At 70.7% G+C, this 18805-nt stretch carries 9 protein-coding genes; 7 read left to right on the plus strand and 2 right to left on the minus strand.

The features are described 5' to 3' along the window. Positions 1-93: 93 nt before the first annotated feature. From BO221_RS04755 to BO221_RS04780, 6 genes are all read left to right on the plus strand, one after another. Positions 94-6765: a type I polyketide synthase gene (locus BO221_RS04755; RefSeq protein WP_073559068.1), complete on the plus strand. Its 6672-nt coding sequence runs from the start codon at positions 94-96 to the stop codon at positions 6763-6765. Between the two features lie 24 nt (positions 6766-6789). Then, complete coding sequence (locus BO221_RS04760) at positions 6790-10764, plus strand: amino acid adenylation domain-containing protein (protein ID WP_073559069.1); 3975 nt, start codon at positions 6790-6792, stop codon at positions 10762-10764. Then, positions 10761-13379 (plus strand): MupA/Atu3671 family FMN-dependent luciferase-like monooxygenase, encoded by a 2619-nt coding sequence (locus tag BO221_RS04765; RefSeq protein ID WP_073559070.1) that lies wholly within the window; start codon positions 10761-10763, stop codon positions 13377-13379. Before BO221_RS04760 ends, BO221_RS04765 begins: the two co-directional genes overlap by 4 nt. Before the next feature lie 13 nt (positions 13380-13392). Beyond that, entirely contained in the window at positions 13393-14628 is a 1236-nt protein-coding gene (locus BO221_RS04770; protein ID WP_073559473.1) for a sulfotransferase, read from the plus strand. A 131-nt stretch (positions 14629-14759) separates the two neighbouring features. After that, positions 14760-15314, plus strand: coding sequence for a hypothetical protein (locus tag BO221_RS04775; RefSeq protein ID WP_143195257.1), 555 nt, complete (start codon positions 14760-14762; stop codon positions 15312-15314). 48 nt (positions 15315-15362) lie between these two features. Continuing rightward, the gene (locus BO221_RS04780) at positions 15363-15830 is read left to right on the plus strand and encodes an OsmC family protein (protein WP_073559072.1); all 468 of its coding nucleotides are present in this window, start codon (positions 15363-15365) and stop codon (positions 15828-15830) included. A gap of 48 nt (positions 15831-15878) precedes the next feature. Here the strand turns inward: BO221_RS04780 and BO221_RS04785 are convergent, their stop codons facing one another. Next, a complete protein-coding gene (locus BO221_RS04785; protein WP_073559073.1) occupies positions 15879-16715 on the minus strand; it encodes an MBL fold metallo-hydrolase in 837 nt (278 codons plus the stop codon). Between the two features lie 106 nt (positions 16716-16821). Here BO221_RS04785 and BO221_RS04790 point away from each other — a divergent pair, with 106 nt between their 5' ends. Next, positions 16822-17685 carry a LysR family transcriptional regulator gene (locus tag BO221_RS04790; RefSeq protein WP_158079787.1) on the plus strand — a complete coding sequence of 288 codons (864 nt, stop codon included), beginning with the start codon at positions 16822-16824 and terminating at the stop codon, positions 17683-17685. 21 nt (positions 17686-17706) lie between these two features. Here the strand turns inward: BO221_RS04790 and BO221_RS04795 are convergent, their stop codons facing one another. After that, entirely contained in the window at positions 17707-18804 is a 1098-nt protein-coding gene (locus tag BO221_RS04795) for a trans-aconitate 2-methyltransferase (RefSeq protein WP_073559075.1), read from the minus strand. Between the last annotated feature and the right edge of the window lies 1 nt (position 18805).

The following is an 18805-nucleotide window of genomic DNA, read 5'->3' on the forward strand; positions in this document are numbered from 1 at the left end:
CGGTTTTAACACGCCGCGCCATCCCAAGTTGAAGTTGATGTCATGTTCATTTCCACGGGAGTTCCCCGATAAGCGGGTGATACAAGGATACGCATGAGCACCGAGCAGCAACCCCTGGAAGTGGAAGGAATCGCCATCGTCGGAATGGCGTGCCGTTTCCCCGGCGCCCACACGGTGGAGCAGTTCTGGCACAACCTCCAGGAAGGCATCGAGTCCATCTCCTTCTTCTCCGACACGGAGCTGGAGCGCGCGGCCATCGATCCGGCGGAGCTGGGCGATGCACGGTACGTCAAGGCGCGGGGCGTCCTCGAGGGCATCGAGCTCTTCGATGCGCGCTTCTTCGGATTCTCCCCGCGCGAGGCGGAGCTCACGGACCCGCAGCAGCGCGTGTTCCTGGAGTGTGCCTGGGAGGCCTTCGAGCGCGCCGGGTATGACCCCGCGGCCTACGCGGGCCCCATCGGCGTCTTCGCGGGCGCGGGAGCCAACGGCTACCTGCTCCACCACCTCGCCCCCGCCGGACGGCTGGTGGGCACGGCGAACGCGTTCCAGACCATCCTCCACAACAAGAACGATCACCTGGCCACGCGCACCGCGTACAAGCTCGACCTCAAGGGACCGGGCATCTCCGTGCAGACCGCGTGCTCCACCTCGCTCGTCTCCGTGGTGCTCGCCTGCCAGTCGCTGCTCAGCCACCAGTGCGACATGGCGCTGGCCGGCGGCGTCTCCCTCCCCCTCCCCCAGCGCACCGGCTACCTCTACAACGAGCGCGGCATCGGCTCGCCGGACGGCCACTGCCGCGCCTTCGACGCCAGGGCCCAGGGCACCGTCCCCAGCAGCGGCGCGGGCGTGGTGCTGCTCAAGCGGCTCGCGGATGCGCTCGCCGATGGCGACACCATCCACGCCGTCATCCGCGGCGGCGCCCTCAACAACGATGGTGCCTCGAAGGTCGGCTACACCGCCCCGAGCGTCGAGGGCCAGGCCGAGGTCATCTCCATGGCCCAGGCCCTCGCGGGCGTGTCTCCCGATTCCATCTCCTACGTCGAGGCCCATGGCACCGGCACGCCGATTGGCGACCCCATCGAGGTCCAGGCGCTCACCCAGGCCTTCCGCCACCACACCCAGCGCCAGGGCTTCTGCGCGCTCGGCTCGGTGAAGACCAACCTCGGTCACCTGGACACCGCGGCCGGTGTCGCCGGGCTCATCAAGACGACGCTCGCGCTCCAGCACCGGCGCCTCCCGCCCAGCCTCCACTTCGAGTCTCCCAACCCGGAGCTCGGCCTCGACTCCAGCCCCTTCTACGTCAACGCGCGCCTGCGCGACTGGGACGGTCCCTCCCCCCGGCGCGCGGGCGTGAGCGCCTTCGGCCTCGGCGGCACCAACGCGCACGTGGTCCTCGAGGAAGCACCGGAGCGCACGGGCCCGGCTGCCTCGCGCCCCTTCCAGCTCTTCCAGTTGTCGGCCCGCTCGGACGCGGCCCTGGAGGCCATGACGGCCCGGCTCGCCCAACACCTGAAGCAGAACCCCGGCCTGCCACTCCCGGACGTGGCGTACACGCTCGCCATGGGCCGGCGGACCTTCGACCACCGCCGGTTCGTGGTGTGCCGTGACGCGCCGGATGCCATCGCGGCGCTCGAGAGCCTCCATCCGGGACAGGTGGTCTCCCGCGTGCAGGAGCCCGTCCGCCGCTCGCTGGTGTTCATGTTCCCCGGCCAGGGCTCCCAGCATCTGGGGATGGCCGCCGACCTCCACGCTTCCGAGCCCGTCTTCCGCGAGGAACTGGACCGATGCCTCGAATCCCTGCGCCGGCGCCATGACCTGGACCTGCGCCCGGTCCTCTTCCCCGCTGACCGGAACGACGCCCACGCGGCGAAGCGGCTGGAGCAGACCGCCCTCGCGCAGCCGGCCCTCTTCGCCGTCGAGTACGCACTGGCGAAGCTGCTCGAGTCCTGGGGTCTCCGGCCGGACGCGATGATCGGGCACAGCGTGGGCGAGTTCGTCGCCGCGTGCCTCGCGGGCGTGTTCTCGCTGGAGGACGCGCTGGACCTCATCGCGCTCCGGGGCCGCCTGCTGCAAGCGTGTCCCCCGGGCGCGATGCTCTCCGTCCAGCTCTCCGAGCGCGAGCTGCTGCCCCTGCTCGGCACAGGGTTGGAGCTCGCCGCGGTGAATGGCCCGTCCTCATGTGTCGCCGCGGGCTCCAGCGAGGCCGTTGACGCGCTGGAGCGGCGGCTCTCGGAGCGCGCGGTGACGTACAGGCGGCTGCACACGTCCCATGCCTTCCACTGCGCGCGGGTGGACTCCGCGGTGGTCCCCTTCCGCGAGGCCGTGGCTCGGGTGAAGCGCAACCCGCCCACGCGCCGCTTCCTGTCCGGCACCACGGGCACGTGGCTGTCCGCCGAGCAGGCCATGGACCCGGGCTACTGGGCCGAACACCTGCGCCGTCCCGTGCGCTTCGCCGATGGACTGGATGAGCTGCTGAAGGAGGACAAGGCCCTCCTGCTCGAGGTGGGTCCAGGCCGTGCCCTGCGCACGCTCGCGCGGTGGCACCCGCGCAAGAAGCCGGACACGGCGGTGCTGAGCTGCCTGCCAGCGCCCGATGAGCAGCGCACCTCGGACGTGGAGCACCTGCTGCGCACCGTGGGCCAGCTCTGGCTGCACGGCGTGGCCGCCCCGGGTCTCTTCTCCGCGGAGAAGCGCCAGCGGGTGCCACTGCCCACCTACCCCTTCGAGCGCCAGCGCCACTGGGTCGAGCTCCGTGCCTCCCCCTCCGCGCCGGTGGGCTCGCTCGAGAAGCGCACGGACCTGTCGAGCTGGTTCTACCTGCCGGTCTGGAAGGAGTCGGTGCCCCCCGTCGCCCCGAAGCCCACGGCGGGCGCGAAGCCCACGGCCTGGCTGCTGCTCACGGATGGGGCGGGGCTCGGTGCGCGCATCGCCGAGCACCTGCGGAAACAGGGCGCGGAGGCCGTCGAGGCCCGGCTGGGACGCGCCTTCCGGCGCACGGGCGCGGACACCTTCGAACTGGCCCCCACCCGCGAGGCCCATGCCGCCCTGCTCTCGGAGTTGCGCACCGAGGGACGCGCCCCGGAGCGCATCCTCTATCTCTTCGGCCTCACACCCGAGACCACCGGTGTCTCCTCCGAGGACGTCCTCTCCCGCTCCTTCCACGGCCTGCTGATGCTGGCGCAGGCGCTCGGGAGTCAGGGCCTGGAGCGCCCGGTACACCTGATGACCGTGACCAACGGCATGCAGGAGGTCACCGGCGGAGACCTCGTGTGGCCCGAGCAGGCCACGGTGCTCGGCCCGGTCCACGTCATTCCCCGCGAGTACCCCAGCCTCCGCTGCCGGAGCGTGGACGTCTCGCTGCCTCCCGCGGACAGCCTCCACTTCGAGCGGCTCGCCGGGTTGCTGGCGGCGGAGGCTTCCTCCGGCTCCGAGGAGCCCGTCGTCGCATACCGCAACAACCGGCGGTGGGTGCGGGACTTCGAGTCGCTCCGCATCGAGGAGGGCACGCCGCCCCTGCGCGAGCGTGGCGTCTACCTCATCACCGGTGGCTTCGGCGGCATGGGGCTCTCGCTCGCCGAGGCGCTCGCCACCCGGGTGAAGGCCCGGCTCGTGCTCACCAGCCGCACCGGGCTGCCTGCTCGTGAGGAGTGGCCCCGGCTCCTGGAGGCTCCTGGCCAGGAGGAGACACGCCGGAGGATCCGCGCCGTCCAGCGGCTCGAGGAGCTGGGCGCGGAGGTGCTCGTGTGCCGCGCGGATGTCACCGAGCTCGAGGCGATGCGCGGAGCCGTGACCGCGGCCCGGGAGCGTTTCGGTGCGCTCCATGGCGTCATCCACGCGGCGGGTGTTCCGGGCGGCGGTCTCATCCAGCTCAAGACGCCCGAGGCCGCCGCCGCCGTGCTGGCCCCCAAGGTGAAGGGGACCCAGGTGCTCGCGGCCGCGCTCGAGGGCTCCCAACCCGACTTCCTCGTGGCCTGCTCGTCGCTGTCCTCCGTCGTCGGCCGGCTCGGACAGGTGGACTACACGGCGGCCAACACCTTCCTGGATGCCTTCCTGCGCTCCTGGCACGCGCGCACCGGCATCCACGCGGTCTCGGTGAACTGGGGCGCCTGGGACGAGGTCGGCATGGCCGCGCGCAAGGGCTCCCGCGAGGAGGAGCCGGTCCGCGTGCTCGACCATCCCCTCCTCCACCGCTGCCTCGTGGACACGCCGGAGCGCCTCGTCTTCGCCAGCGACATCGGCAATGGCCCCTCGCGCTGGGTGGTGGACGAGCACCGCATCGTCGGCGTCCCCACCGTCCCCGGCGTCGCCTGGTTCGAGCTGGTCCGGGCCGCGCTCGCAGACAAGGCCCAGGGCAGAACGCTCGAACTGGTGGACACCTTCTTCCTCTTCCCGCTGCGCGTGCCTGACGGCGAGACGCGCGAGATCCGGCTCGTCATCGACAAGGAGGGCGAGGACTACCGCTGGGTGGTGCGCTCGCAACCGAAGGGCGGCACGGGCAAGGCCACCGCGCATGCTACCGGTCACGCCCGGTTCATCCGTGCTCCGGAGCCGCGGGTGCTCGACGTCGACGCCATCCGCCGCCGGTGCGGCCACACGCCCCCCTCTTTCGAGGCCGAGTACGAGGAAGACCTCGGGCCCCGGTGGCGCAGCGTCCGCCAGCTCCACGTGGGCCAGGGCGAGCTGCTCGTCACCCTGGAGCTCCAGCCGGAGTTCTCCGCCGACTTCGAGCGGATGCACTTCCACCCCTCGCTCATGGACCGGACCTCCGGCATGGCGAAGAGCTTCCTCGCCGAGCACGGCTTCTACCTGCCGTTCGGCTACGGGCGCCTGCGCTTCCTCGGGCCCATTCCGCGGCGCATCCACGCCCACGCGCGCTTCCCGGAGCAGGCCAGCTCCGATGGCGAGACGCTCGTCTTCGAGGCCGTGCTCATGGACGAGCAAGGCCGGGTGGTCGCCGAGGTGGAGCGGCTGACCCAGAAGCGGGTGAACGACCCCGCCGCAGAGCTCCGTGCACTGGCCGCCTCGCAGCAGGAGCCGGAGTCCGGCACCGGCCGGCCCGAGGCCGAGCGGCAGGAGATCCTCCCGCACGAAGGCGTGGCCGCGCTCGAGCGGCTGCTGGCGGCGCGGGTGATGCCGCAGGTGGTGGTCTCGGTGAGGGATCTGCGCGCCACCCAGGAGCGCACCGACGAGGTCGTCCGCGAGCGCATCGCCGAGGCCGTGGGAGGCTCACGCACGGAGAGCAGCGGGCTCCAGCCCCGGCCGGGCCTCAAGACGGCCCACGTGGCGCCTCGCAACGAGCTGGAGCAGAAACTCGCCGCGGCCTGGCAGGAGGTGCTGGGCATCGAGGGCATCGGCGTCCACGACGACTTCTTCGAGCTCGGCGGCGACTCCGTCATGGCCATCCAGATCATGGCGAGGGGAAGCCGTCAGGGACTCCAGCTCAACCCGGAGCAGTTCTTCCAGAGTTCGACCATCGCGCAGCTCGCCCGCGTGCTGGAGGGGCTGCTGACGCTCCAGGGTCCGGTGGTGGGCCCCGTGCCCCTCACCCCCGAGCAGCACCGCCTCCTCGGAGAGAGCCCTCCGCCTCCCGCAGGGACAAGCCGGGTTCTGGGGCTGGACATCCCCGGAACCTTCGAGCTTCCCCGCTTGGAAAAGGCACTCGGAGAGGTGCTCACTCAGCACGATGCACTCCGCCACCGCTTCGTCCGCGAGGACACGGGCTGGAAGCAGGAGGGCATGTCTCCGGGCACGGCCGTGCCGCTCCTGATGGGGGCTGACGAGTCGAACCTCCAGACGAAGCTCGACCCGACCCAGGGAACGATGCTCGTGGGGACGCTCGTGCACCGCCCGGGACGGGAGGACCGCCTCCTGCTCGCTGGCCACGCGCTCGTGCTCGACGCGGCCTCGTGGCGCATCCTCGCCGAGGATCTGAAGGAAGCCCTGCGGCGCAAGGACGGCGAGAGCCCGCGCCCGAAGACGGCCTCGTTCAAGCGCTGGGCGGAGCGTCTGGCCGAGACCTCCGCGTCCCGGAGCACCGAAGCCCCGCCACGGGAGAACCTCACGCGCATCCCTGCGGAGCGCACCGCGCGAGGTCCCCTGCGCGAGCACACGGTGTCGCTGACCGTGGAGGAGACGCGAACGCTCCGGGAGAAGCTCACGAGCGACTGGCGCGCCGACCTCGGCGAGGCCCTGCTCATGGGACTGGCCCAGGCGCTCCCGGGTTGGACGAAGGGACGCGCGCACCTCATCGACCTCACCCGCGACGGGCGCGGCGCGTTCGAGGGCATCGACTGCTCCCGCACCGTGGGCTGCTTCGACGTGAGCTGGCCCCTGCGCCTCGAAACGCCCGAGGGCGCCGATGAGGTATCGCTCCTCAAGGCCATCAAGGAGCAGGTGCGCCAGCTCCCCGCGGGCGGTGCTCGTCCCCAGGCCGACGTGGAACTGCGGCTGCCGGGCGCGGGCCAGGAACTCCCGGAAGGGCTCTCCAGCCAACGGCCACCGGGTGACCACGCCCTGGTGCTCGAGGGCTCACTGTCCGGCGGCCGGCTCCACCTGCGCTGCACCCATGCTCAGGGCGCGTGCCGGGACTCGGACGTGGAGCGGCTCGCCACGGACGTGCTCGGTGCACTGCGCGCGCTGTGCGCCGGGAACCAGAACACCCGCGCCGCCCTCTCCGCTTCCGACTTCCCCCTCGCCCGGTTGGACGAGGCGCAGATGGACACCCTCGCCCTGCTGCTCGAGCAGGCCGACCAGTCCGGCGAGTGACCGCACCGCATCCCCGAGGACGCCATGAAGAACGTCGATGATGTCTACCGGCTCTCGCCGATGCAGCAGGGCATGCTGTTCCACAGCCTCTATTCGCCCCGGGGAGGCACCTATGTGGAGCAGGTGTACTGGCTGTGGCGCGGGCCGCTCGATGCCGCGCTGCTGCGCCAGTCGCTGCAACGGATGGTGGAGCGCCATGCCGTGCTGCGCACCGCCTTCTTCTGGGAGGGCCTCGCCGAGCCCATCCAGGCCGTGCGCCGCGAGGTGAAGGTGCCCTGGGAGCAGCAGGACTGGCAGGACCTCCCGGCGAGCGAGCAGGAGGCGAAGTGGAACGCCCTGCTCGCCACCGACCGGCAGCGGGGCTTCACCCTCACCGCGGCCCCCCTCATGCGCTTCGCCGTGCTGCGGCTCGGGCCGGAGCTGTACCGGTGCCTGTGGAGCTACCACCACCTGCTGCTCGACGGGTGGTCGCTGCCATTGTGCCTGCGGGAGCTCGCCTCGCACTACGACGCGCTCTCCCTGGGACGCGAGCCGGAGCTGGAGCCGGTCCGCCCCTTCCGGGACTTCATCGCCTGGCAGTCGAAGCGAGACCGCGCCGAGTCCGAGCAATACTGGCGGCAGGCGCTCCAGGGCTTCACCGCGCCCACGCCATTCTGGGTGGACCGGGGCGCCGAGCTGCCAATCCAGGCGGACGCGACGTATGCCGCCCGCTCCATCCGCCTGCCCGCCACCACCATGGAGCGGCTCGCGGCGCTCGCCCGTCAGCATCAGCTCACACCGGGCACGCTCGTGCAGGGCGCCTGGGCCCTGCTGCTCTCCCGCTACAGCGGCGAGCACGACGTGGCCTTCGGCAACGTGACCTCCAGCCGCTCTCCGTCCCTCCCCGGCTCCGAGCTGATGCTGGGGCTCGTCATCAACACGCTGGTGCTGCGCACGGAGGTGCCTCCCGAGGCCCGGCTCGTCCCCTGGCTCAAGCAGCTCCAGGCGGACCAGGTCGCCGCGCGCCGGCATGATCAACTCTCACTGGTGGAGGTGCAGGGTCTCGGACAGGTGCCGCGTGGGCAGCCGCTGTTCCAGAGCGTCATCGCCATCCACAGCGGACCGATGCCGAAGCTCCCTCCCTTTGCTGGTGGGAAGGTGACCCTGGACGGCATCGGCTACGCGGACCCCCGGACGGGCCATCCCCTCACGCTCATGGCGGACCTGGCCGAGACGCTGGAGCTGCAGCTCGTCCACGACACGGGCCGCTTCGACACCGCCACCGTCGATCGGATGCTCGGACACATGCGCGTCCTCCTGGAGGGCATGGTCGCCCATCCGGAGCGGCGGCTGCACGAGCTGCCCCTGGTGACGGAGGAGGAGCGGCGCCAGTTGCTGTTGGAGTGGAACGACACCACGCGGCCCTTCCCGCGCGACGCCTGCCTCCACGAGGTCTTCGAGGCCCAGGTGGCCCGGACGCCGGACGCCGTGGCGGTGGAGGCCGAGGGCGCACACCTGACGTACCGGGAGCTGGACCGGCGCGCCAACCAGCTCGCGTGGCACCTGCGCTCGCTCGGCGTGGGGAGGGGCGCCATCGTCGCCCTGTGCATGGAGCGCTCGCCGGAGACGGTGGTGGGCGTGCTCGGCATCCTCAAGGCGGGCGGGGCCTATCTGCCCCTGGACCCGGCCTACCCTCGCGAGCGACTGGCCTTCATGCTGGACCAGGCCCGCGTCTCCGTGCTCGTCACCCAGCGCTCCCTGGCGGAGCTGCTGCCCTCGGGCAGCGAGCGGCGCGTGCTCATGGACGAGGACCGCGAGAAGCTCGCCGCGTCGCGCGAGGAAACACCGCCGTCCGTGGGCACCCGCCCCATGGACCTCGCGTATGTCATGTACACCTCGGGTTCGACGGGACGGCCCAAGGGCGTGTGCGTGCCCCACCGCGGCGTGATGCGCATGGCCATGGACACCGGCTACTTCGAGACCGGGCCACGAGAGACCTTCCTCCTGCTGTCGCCCATCTCCTTCGACACCTCGGCCTTCGAGCTCTTCGGCAGCCTGCTGCACGGCGCGAAACTGGCCGTGTGCCCTCCGCACATGCACTCGCTCGAGGAGCTGGGCGGGGTGCTGAAGCGCTACGCGGTGACGACGCTGTGGCTGACGGCACCCCTTTTCGACCAGATGGTGGCGTACCACCCCGAGGCGCTGGACTCCGTACGCCAGGTGCTCGCTGGCGGTGACGTGATTCCTCCGGGCCGGGTGAGGGAGCGGCTCTCGCGCGCGGGTTGGGTCATCAACGGCTACGGGCCCACGGAGAGCTCCACCTTCACCACCTGCTACGTGATGAAGGAGCCGGGACAGGTGGAGCGCACCGTCTCCATCGGCCGGCCCATCGCCAACACCCAGGTGTACCTGCTGGATGGGCAGCTCCAACCCGTGCCGGTGGGCGTGCCCGGCGAGCTGTACATCGGCGGAGACGGGCTCGCGGTGGGCTACCTCCACCGGCCGGAGCTCACCGCGGAACGCTTCCTCCCCAATCCCTTCGGCCGCGAGCCGGGCGAGCGCATGTACCGGACGGGAGACATCGCCCGGTACCTGCCGGATGGCCGCATCGAGTTCCTCGGCCGCGCCGACCACCAGGTGAAGATCCGCGGCTTCCGTATCGAGACGGGGGAGATCGAATCGCGGCTCCTGGAGCACCCCACGGTGAAGGAAGCGGTGGTGGTGGCTCGCGAGGACATACCGGGTGACCGGCGGCTGGTGGCCTACGTGGTACCGGGCGCGGGCCACACGCCGGAGCCCGAGGTGCTGCATGGCTACCTCTCGGAGCGGCTGCCCACGCACATGGTGCCCTCGGCGGTGGTGGTGCTGGACGTCCTACCGCTGTCCCCCAACGGCAAGGTGGACCGCAAGGCCCTGCCCGCGCCCACGGGCGCCCGCGCTCCCGAGGCGCCTCCCATGGCCCCGCGTGACGCCGTGGAGCTGCGGCTCGTCGAGCTCTGGGAGGAGCTGTTGAACGTGCGGCCGGTGGGCATCGACCAGAGCTTCTTCGCGCTGGGTGGGCACTCGCTCCTCGCGATGAGCCTGCTGTCCCAGGTGTCCAAGCGGCTGGGCCGCACCCTGCCCCTGTCGGTCCTCTTCACGCACCCCACCGTCGAGCGGCTCGCCGAGCTGCTGCGACAGGAGCCCTCGGCCAGCACGGACTGGACGCCGCTCGTCCCCATCCAGACGAAGGGCAAGCGGCGGCCCCTGTTCTGTGTGCACCCCATTGGCGGCAGCGCGCTCTGTTACGTGCCACTGTCCCGGCGGTTGGGGATGGAGCAACCCGTCTACGGGCTCGAGGCCCCGGGGCTCGATGGCACCCGCGAGCCCTTCACCTCGCTCGAGGCCATGGCGGCGGCTTACCTCGAGGTCCTGAGCAAGGTGCAGCCCGAGGGCCCCTACTCCCTCGCGGGCTGGTCCATGGGCGGACTGGTCGTCTTCGAGATGGCGCGCGAGTTGATTCGCCGGGGGCAGCGCGTGGAGTGGGTTGCGCTGATCGACAGCTGGGTGCCCACGCTCCAGCCGGGGGCCGGGCCCGCGCGGCTCGATGACACGACGCTGCTGCCAGGCTTCGCGATGGAGCTGGGACGCATCGCCGGACACGAGCTCACGCTGTCCGCCGAGGAGCTCGCTCCACTCGACGCCGAGGCACGGCTCGCCCTGCTGGGAGAGCGGGCCCGCAGCGTGGGCGCGCTGCCTCCCGGCGTGGGACTCGAGGTGCTGCGGGCGCGCTTCGGCGTCTACCGGGCCCACGCCCGTGCCTTCCAGGAGTACGTGCCCGCCAGGGGTCACCCCGCGCCCCTCCTCCTCATCCGCCCGGAGGAAGGCGCGCTCGCGGCCGCCTCGGGACCGATGGGAGGCTGGGACACCGTGACGCAACAGCCGCCCCAGCTCGTCAAGATGCCGGGAGACCATTACTCCATCATGACCGAACCCCTCGTGGCCGAGCTCGCCCGCCATCTGCAGGCCGCCCTCCCATGAAGAACGTCCAGGATGTCTACCGGCTCTCGCCCGTGCAGCGGGAGCTTCTCTCCCGGGCCTCGGCACCGGAGGCCCGTCCCGCCCAGCTCCACTGGAGCTTCCGCCAGGGGCTCGACGAGGCGGCCCTCACGTCCGCATTGCGCCAGTTGCTCGCCAGACACTCCGCCCTGCGCACCGCCTTCTTCGCCCAGGGCATGAACGAGCCCGTGCAGGTGGTGCGCGAGAAGGTCGAGCCCCGCCTGGAGCAGCGGACGGCCCCGCTCGCGGCGTTCCTCGAGGAGGACCGGCGACGGAGCATGAATCCCGCGAACGCGCCCCTGCTCCGAGTCACCGTGCTGCGGGACTCGCCCGAGATGGGCACGGTCGTCCTCACGTACCACCCGCTCGTGCTCGATGAGGACTCGGCGCAGGTGTGCCTCCGCGAGCTGATGGTGCTCTATCGCGCCGCTCGTGAGGGAAATGAGGCAGTGCTCGGCAGGAGCCGGCCCCACCGCGACTTCATGGCGTGGTTCGAGCAACAGGACGCTCAGGAGTCGGAACGGCGGGCCCGAGAGCCGCTCCAGGGCGCACGGTGCTCACGGATTCCCGAGGCGTGGCGTGTGACACGGCGGGAAGACCCTCACCCCGGCCCGCTCCCAGAGGGAGAGGGGATGATGCAGCGGTTCCTCCTGGAGCCCACGGCCACCGCCCACGTGCAGGCGTTCCTGCGGCAGCACTCGCTGGAGCTCTCGACGCTGCTCCACGCCGCCTGGGCGGTGTTGCTCCAGCAGTATGGTCAGGGGGAAGATCTGCTCTTCGGCACCTTCACGCACGGGCTCCCGGCCGCACTGTCCGGCGGCGGTACGCTGGTGGGGCGCTTCGCCACGCTCGTTCCCCGCCGGCTCCAGGTCCCCTCCCGTGGCACGCTGCTGCGCTGGCTCAGGGGTCTCCAGGCCGAACACGCCGAGCGGCACGCCTCCGATTACTTCGCGCCCTCCCAGTTCCAGAGCTGGCTCGAGGTTCCTCCGGAGAACCTGCCTCTCTTCGACAGCATCGTCACCACCGGTACCGAGGACGAGGGCCTGGGACCTCTCGCCCGGAGCCTCGGCTTCCACGGCCTCACCCATGAGGTGACGTCTTTCCCCGCGCCGCTCGTCGTCCGCGCCGAGCAGGGACCCCGGCTGGAGCTGCGGTTCCACTATGACCCCGGACAGCTCGCCTCCACGGCGGTGGCCCATGCCGCCGCGCACCTCGGGACGCTCCTGGAGGAACTGGCGCTTCGGGCCGAGCAGGAGCCTTCCGCGCTCTCGCCGCCACCGAAGATGCCGGAGAACCGCGTGGCGGGTTCCATCACGGGGGGAAACCGCTTCGGAGCGGCCGAGGTCCAGGCCGTGCTCGCGCGGCACCCGGCGGTGGCCCGGGTGTCCGTGGTTCCCGATTCGAGCACGCCCGGCTCCGGCGCACTCGTGGCCCGTGTGGAGCCGGTGCGCCCAGCGGCCGGAGCCCGGAAGAAGCCCGGCTTCGGCCTCTTCTTCTTCGCCAACGAGGGCGCGGGCACGAGCGACAAATACCGCCTCTATCTCGACGGAGCACGGTTCGCGGACCGCAACGGCTTCACGGCCATCTGGACGCCCGAGCGTCACTTCGACGAGCACGGTGGGCTCTACCCGAACCCCTCGGTGCTGAGCGCCGCGCTGAGCACCATCACCGAGCGCATCGGCCTGCGCTCGGGCAGCGTCGTGCTGCCGTTGCACAGTCCCTTCCGGGTTGCGGAGGAGTGGGCGGTCATCGACAACCTGTCGAAGGGCCGGGTGAGCCTGTCCGTGACGTCCGGCTGGATGCCCAACGACTTCGCGCTGGCACCGGACCACTTCGAGGGTAAGCGCGAGGTGCTGTTCCGCTCGCTGGAGCAGGTACGGGAGCTCTGGCGCGGAGGAGCCGTGGCCACGCGAGACGGAGCGGGCAACGAGGTCCAGCTCCGCACCTTCCCCCGGCCGGTCCAACCCGAGCTGCCCATCTGGCTCACCTGCCCCGGCAACCCCGAGCTCTTCGAGAAGGCGGGCGAGCTGGGCCTGAACGTGCTGACGTCACTGGCCTCGCAACCGGTGGACGAGGTGCGGGAGAAGATCGCCCTCTACCGGGCGGCCCGGGCGCGAGCGGGACATGACCCGGCGGCGGGCACGGTGTCGGTGATGCTGCACACGTTCGTGGGGCGGGACTCCGGCGAGGTGCTCGATAGGGTCCGAGGTCCGCTCACGCACTACCTGCGCACGCACCTGAGGCTCCAGCAGATGCGCGTGCGAAGCCTGGACATCCAGATGGACATCGACGATCCGAAGTGGCTGGACTCGCTGGCCACGTTCGCCTTCGAGCAGCACTACCGGATGAGCGCGCTGATTGGCACGCCCACCTCGTGCCTGCCGATGGTGGACCGGCTGATGGAGGCCGGGGCGGACGAGCTGGCGTGCTTCATCGACTTCGGCGTCGCCGAGGCCCATGCCATCGAGGGCCTGACGTACCTGGCGGAGCTGAAGGAGCTGGCCAATGACGAGGCGCTGCGTACCCGCCGCGTCCTGGCCGAGCACCTGGACGAACGGCTTCCCGGGAAGCCCCCGGTCACTTTCGAGCTCCACTGAGAGGTTGGACACCATGGAAGGCAAGAACGCCGTGACGGCGATACAGCTCCCCCTGAGCATGCGGCTGCTCAACCAGCTCGGCAGTGGCGTGGGCCGCGTGGCCTTCGAGCTGAACGCGGACCGGCTCATGGCGGAGGCACGCAAGCAGACGGGCCTGAACGACTTCGGTGACGAGGGCTTCATCGAGCCCCTGTGCAGACTGACGCGCGCCCTGGAGGAGGAGGGAGACCTGTCGCTCGTGGGGCGGCTCTCCATCCGGAGGGGACTGCTGCGGCTGCTGGTGCAGCGGCTGCACATCGCCGCGGACCTCGCGCGCCACCCGGAGATCCGCGAAGTGCCCATCGAGCGGCCCGTGTTCATCGTCGGCTTCATGCGGACGGGCACGACGCTGCTCTTCAACCTGCTCGCGAGGATGCCCGGAGCCCGGGCGCCGAAGATGTGGGAGCTGCTGTGGCCCTCGCCGCCGCCGGACCCGGCGACGGAAGCCTCGGATCCGCGCATCGAGCGGGCCCGCCTCTTCGCCGAGCAGGCGCACAAGGCACTTCCGGCCATGAAGACCATCCACCCCTTCGAGCCCACCGCGCCCGAGGAGTGTCTCTTCCTGCTCGGGCTGAGCTTCACCGACTTCGCCGCCGAGAGCCGCGCGCACCTGCCGGGCTACATGAGCTGGCTGCTGAGCACGGACAGGGTGCCGGCCTACCACTACTACCGCGAGGTGCTCCAGCTCCTCACGTGGAAGTCCCGGGCCCACCACCTGGTGCTCAAGAGCCCCATCCACCTCTACAGCCTGGACGCGCTGCTGAGCGTCTTCCCGGATGCGCGCATCATCCAGACCCACCGCGACCCGCGCGAGGTGGTGGCTTCCGGGTGCAGCATGTACGAGGCCTCGCGCGTCCTGTCGGTCCGCAACCATGAGCCGGTGGCGCTGGGGCGGCAGTGGCTCGACACGTGGGGCCAGGCGATGGACCGGGCCATGGAGGTGCGCGCGAAGGCATCCCCCGAGCAGTTCATCGACGTGCACTACGACGAGCTGATGGCGGACCCCACGGGCCAGGTGCAGCGCATCCACCGTTGGGCCGGACTGGGCGGAGAGGAGGCGGCGGCCGGAGTCGTCCAGTCGTGGCTCGCGGAGAACCCGCGCCACAAGCACGGCGTGCACCAGTACACGCTGGAGCACTACGGGCTCGATGCCCAGCGAGTGGCCGAGCGCTTCCGGGCCTACACCGAGCGATTCAACGTCCTCAAATAAGCCGGAAATTCCGGAGAATGCGACAAATGGGCGGAGGCCTCGTTCACTCGGAGAAGGCCGGGTTGTTGCGAACCTCGCCGAATGAACGGCGAGTGGAGGCGCTGCCCGTGGGGCGGCTGCCGGAGGCTTGCATGCGGATTCTCCAGGTAGGAACGAAGTCCCTGCTGTTGGCGATGCTGCTCGTGGTGGGGAGCGGCTGTGGTCAGGAGATGGAGCCCGGGGTGGGCGCCGACGAGGCGCCGGCCATGTCCGTCGAGCCGGTGGGCCAGAGCACGGCGGAGCTGACATGTAACGGGACGGCGGGCCAGTGGAACGGGTGTCGCGGCACGGGCTGCTCCGTCTGCGCGGAGAAGGTGTCGGACTACCCCTACTACTTCCAGCGGCACCCGAGCTGCCAGAAGAACACCATCTGCTACGGCCTGTACTACCAGTGCAACGCCGCGTGCCCGGCGCCCACCGAGGCGGACCGCTACCCGCCCACCGTCTGCGGCAACGGTATCTGCGAGTCCAATGAGGTGTGTGCGCAGGACTGCGGCGGCACGTGGTGCGGCGATGGTTTCTGTGATCCGAACGAGACCCGCTACAGCTGCAACGTGGACTGCGGGAGCATCTGCCAGGGCTACTGCTCGAACGGCTCCTGCTGCCCGTCCAGTGGCGTGTGCTCGGACGGCCGCTTCTGCTGGTAGGCCGTAGGGCGTTTCCGCCCTGGGTGCTGAGCTGGTAGATGAGGAGCCATGTCCGGCATCTACCCTCTCTCGCTGCGCTGGGAAGGCACCACCACCGATTACGCCGCGGGCGAGCACAGCCGCGCGGCGGTAGCCTCCGCACCGGGCAAGCCGGACATCGCGGTGAGCGCCGCGGGGCCCTACGGCGGGGACGACACGCGGTGGAATCCCGAGGACATGCTCGGCGCCTCGCTCGCCACCTGCCACATGCTCACCTTCCTGTCGCTCGCCAGGAAGGTGCACCTGGACGTGCGCGGCTACGTGGACGACGTGCAGGTGGTGCTCGGCACCGAGGGCAAGGTGACCCGCGTCACTGAAATCCGCCTCGCGCCCACCATCCGCGTGGCCCCCGGGACTGACGCGGCCAAGGTGCGCGAGATGTTCGAGAAGGCCCACAAGTACTGCTTCATTGGCCTGTCCCTCACCTCCACCGTGCGCATGGAGCCGCGCATCGAGGAGGTGGCAGCGGGGACGTAGAGCACCTCCCGCCGCGTGGGCCGTTCCCAGTGCTCCAAACCTGGGCGCTCACATGTGACTGGCAAGACTCGCGCGCTCGCGCTCCTGCGTCGCACCGGGCCCCGGTGCCACCGGCCCGCGTGCCCTCTCTGGCCGTGCGAAGTGCAGCTCATCTCCGTCCGCGGGAATGAACACCTTCTCGAGCAGTCCCTCGGCCTTCATCCGTTCGCGCAACCCTTCGCGCGTGGTCGGGCAGTGGTCGAGCGCTTCCAGGTGATTCAGCACCACCAGACCGGGTGCCCGCCTGACGAGTGTCACGAGCTCGTCGACGGAGAAAAGGATATCGCCGCCCACCCCGAAGTTCGCCGAGCCCGCCGGAGCGATGATGACGTCGGGCTGGAGGCGCTCCACTGCCGCCAGGAGGTCCTCCGTGAGCACCGCGTCCGACGTGATGTACACGCTCGGCTCGTCCGGGTGCGCCAGGTAGTAACTCGAGACGCGGCCCAGCAGCCATGCGAGCAGCCCGCGCCCGTGCCGGACCGGGATGCGCTCCACCCCCATCCCGAGTGCACCATCCTCCAGCGCGTGAACGGTGAGTCCCCTCTTCCCGAGGCCCGGCGCATCCAACCGGCTCGTCCACACGGGCAACCCGTGCTTGCGGATCCATCGGATGCCCGCCGTGTCCAGATGATCCGGATGGGGGTGGGTGACGAGCACGCCCGTCACTTCCTCCAACCACGAGAACGTGTCGGGCGGCAGGGGGACCAGGGGGTTGGGGCGGCGGCCGCCTCCGAAGAACTTGAAGCCCGGAATCGAGCCCGGCCTGGCGAGCATCGGGTCGATCAGCAGACGGTGCTCTCCCAGTGTCAGCAGGGCGGTGGCGTTGCGCAGGTGGCGGATCTTCATGGAGCGCTCCAGTGAGACGGAATCGACCCGTAAACTAGAGACCGCACGAATGGATGGAAATCGCTAGATTCGGAACCCAGGCATCCATTTTTGCATGGGGGTCCGGATGGAGTGGGAGCTGTTGCGCACGTTCGAGGCGGTCGCGCGCCTCGGGAGTCTGACGGCGGCGTCGAAAGCCCTGGGCGTGAGCCAGTCGACCGTCAGCAGACACCTGGCGCGGCTGGAGGAGAGCGCCGGTTCTCCGTTGCTGCTGCGCGAAGCGCCGCCGCGGCTGACGGAGCGCGGGTCCTCGTTGCTGGCGGCGGTGCAACCCATGGTGGAGGCCGCGCTGGCGGCGCGGTCCGCGCTGGAAGACACGCCGGAGCTTCGCGGCGAGCTCACGCTGACCACCATCGGCGAGATGGTGCGCTGGAAGCTGACCCCCCGCCTGCCCGAGTTCTACCGGGCCTTTCCCCACCTGCGCCTGCGCATCCTGGCGGACAACCGGATCAACAGCCTCGCCGCCGGAGAAGCCGACGTGGCGCTCCGGATGGTGCGCCCCGAGCGGGGCGAGCTCGTCGCGAGGAAGGTCGGCACGGCCTCCTATGCCCTCTTCGCGGCCTCCTCACTGGAGCTCCACTCCGAGACCCCCTGGATGGGCCTGACGGGCTCGGTCGGCGGCATCCCCGAACAGCGCCACGCCGAACAGGCCTTCGCCACGCGTCCCCCACGGCTGCTCGTCGAGGACCTCGAGTCCCTCGGGCTCGCGGTCGAAGCAGGGCTCGGAGTGGCCCTGCTGCCCCGGGGTCTCGCCGCGAGGCTCCACGGCGTCGTGGAGGTGGCGCCACGGCGGGTAGGAGCCCGGAGCAGCGACCGGCTCCCCTCGCGCGACATCTGGATGGTCGTCCACCGCTCGAAGCAGCACGTGCCCAAGGTGCGGGCATTGATGGGGTGGCTCGGAAGCGTCATGAGCGACGCGAGCCCGTCATAGACAGACGTCCTCTCCTGGGCTTCACCGGCTCCAGAGTCTCACGTCCGTGCCGGCCCGCCGGACCAGCAGCGGGCTCGCCACGCCATCTACTGGCTCGATGCGCGCGGGTAGCGAGCCACACACCACCTGCCGCCACCCGAGCTCCCTCAGCGCCGCGTGCACCTCCTCACCGAACCGCCCACCGTAGGAGGTCAACAGGTGCGAGGCACGGATGCGGCCCAGCAGCTCACGCCCCGCCTCCACGGGCAGGTAGTACAGCACCTCCGCCAGCAGCACGAGGTCCGCCTCCAGCGGCACGTCCAGCGCGGACGCCTCCACGATGCTCACCCGCTCGTCGCCTCCCAACCGCTCGCGCAGACGCGCGGCGAAGTGGGGGTCCGGCTCCACCGCGTGCACCACCGCCTCCGGGAACAGCGCCCGGAGCCGCTCCGTCATCAATCCCTCACAGGCCCCGACGTCCACCACGATCCGGGGCGGGATCCCCTGTCCGGTGAGCGCGCCCAGGACGCGGGCCGTGAGGTCGTAGCGCTCACGCTCGTACGTCGAGTGGGTGAAGCCCCACGGGTCCTCCAACTCGGCGAAGATCTCCGGCTTCGTCAGCGACAACGCCCGCACCACATCCGGGTGACGGACCTCGCAGAACGCCTCCACTCCCAGCCCATCCCGCACCGGGTGCGTGCACGCCTCCGAGCCACCGGGCCGCTCGCGATAGAGCGCGTTCAGCAGCTCCAGCTTGCGCTGGAAGGCCGCGTCGTCCAGCACCTGGTACGAGGTGGGCCTCGCTCCGAGCGCGGGAACCTGGAGCCGGTCGAACACGCGGCTCACCGCGAGGCAGACGTCGCGGTGGCGTGGCGCATCCTCCTGGGGGCTGTGGGTGAAGACCCGCACGCCGCCTCGGGCCGCCTGCTCGCGGCACCAGGGATCCAGCCCGGCGGGCGTCAGCGCTCGCGTGCTGCGCGCCCCGAGCACCAGACCCACCGTCTCCAGCTCGCGGCCAAGGCCGTCCTCCTCCGTCACGATGGCGACATCCGCCCCGGCGCAGACCGTGCTGAACAGACGCGCCACGTCCTCGGGATGAGCGGCCACGATGAGCGTGGCCACCGGTGCATTCGAATGCATG

This window comes from Archangium sp. Cb G35 (assembly GCF_001896145.1).
Lineage (GTDB): Bacteria > Myxococcota > Myxococcia > Myxococcales > Myxococcaceae > Archangium > Archangium violaceum.

Bases quoted from the DNA above. Each gene is read 5' to 3' on its own strand.
- BO221_RS04755 (WP_073559068.1), top strand. From the start codon at position 94: ATGAGCACCGAGCAGCAACCCCTGGAAGTGGAAGGAATCGCCATCGTC.
- BO221_RS04760 (WP_073559069.1), top strand. From the start codon at position 6,790: ATGAAGAACGTCGATGATGTCTACCGGCTCTCGCCGATGCAGCAGGGC.
- BO221_RS04765 (WP_073559070.1), top strand. From the start codon at position 10,761: ATGAAGAACGTCCAGGATGTCTACCGGCTCTCGCCCGTGCAGCGGGAG.
- BO221_RS04770 (WP_073559473.1), top strand. From the start codon at position 13,393: ATGGAAGGCAAGAACGCCGTGACGGCGATACAGCTCCCCCTGAGCATG.
- BO221_RS04775 (WP_143195257.1), top strand. From the start codon at position 14,760: ATGCGGATTCTCCAGGTAGGAACGAAGTCCCTGCTGTTGGCGATGCTG.
- BO221_RS04780 (WP_073559072.1), top strand. From the start codon at position 15,363: ATGTCCGGCATCTACCCTCTCTCGCTGCGCTGGGAAGGCACCACCACC.
- BO221_RS04785 (WP_073559073.1), bottom strand. From the start codon at position 16,715: ATGAAGATCCGCCACCTGCGCAACGCCACCGCCCTGCTGACACTGGGA.
- BO221_RS04790 (WP_158079787.1), top strand. From the start codon at position 16,822: ATGGAGTGGGAGCTGTTGCGCACGTTCGAGGCGGTCGCGCGCCTCGGG.
- BO221_RS04795 (WP_073559075.1), bottom strand. From the start codon at position 18,804: ATGCATTCGAATGCACCGGTGGCCACGCTCATCGTGGCCGCTCATCCC.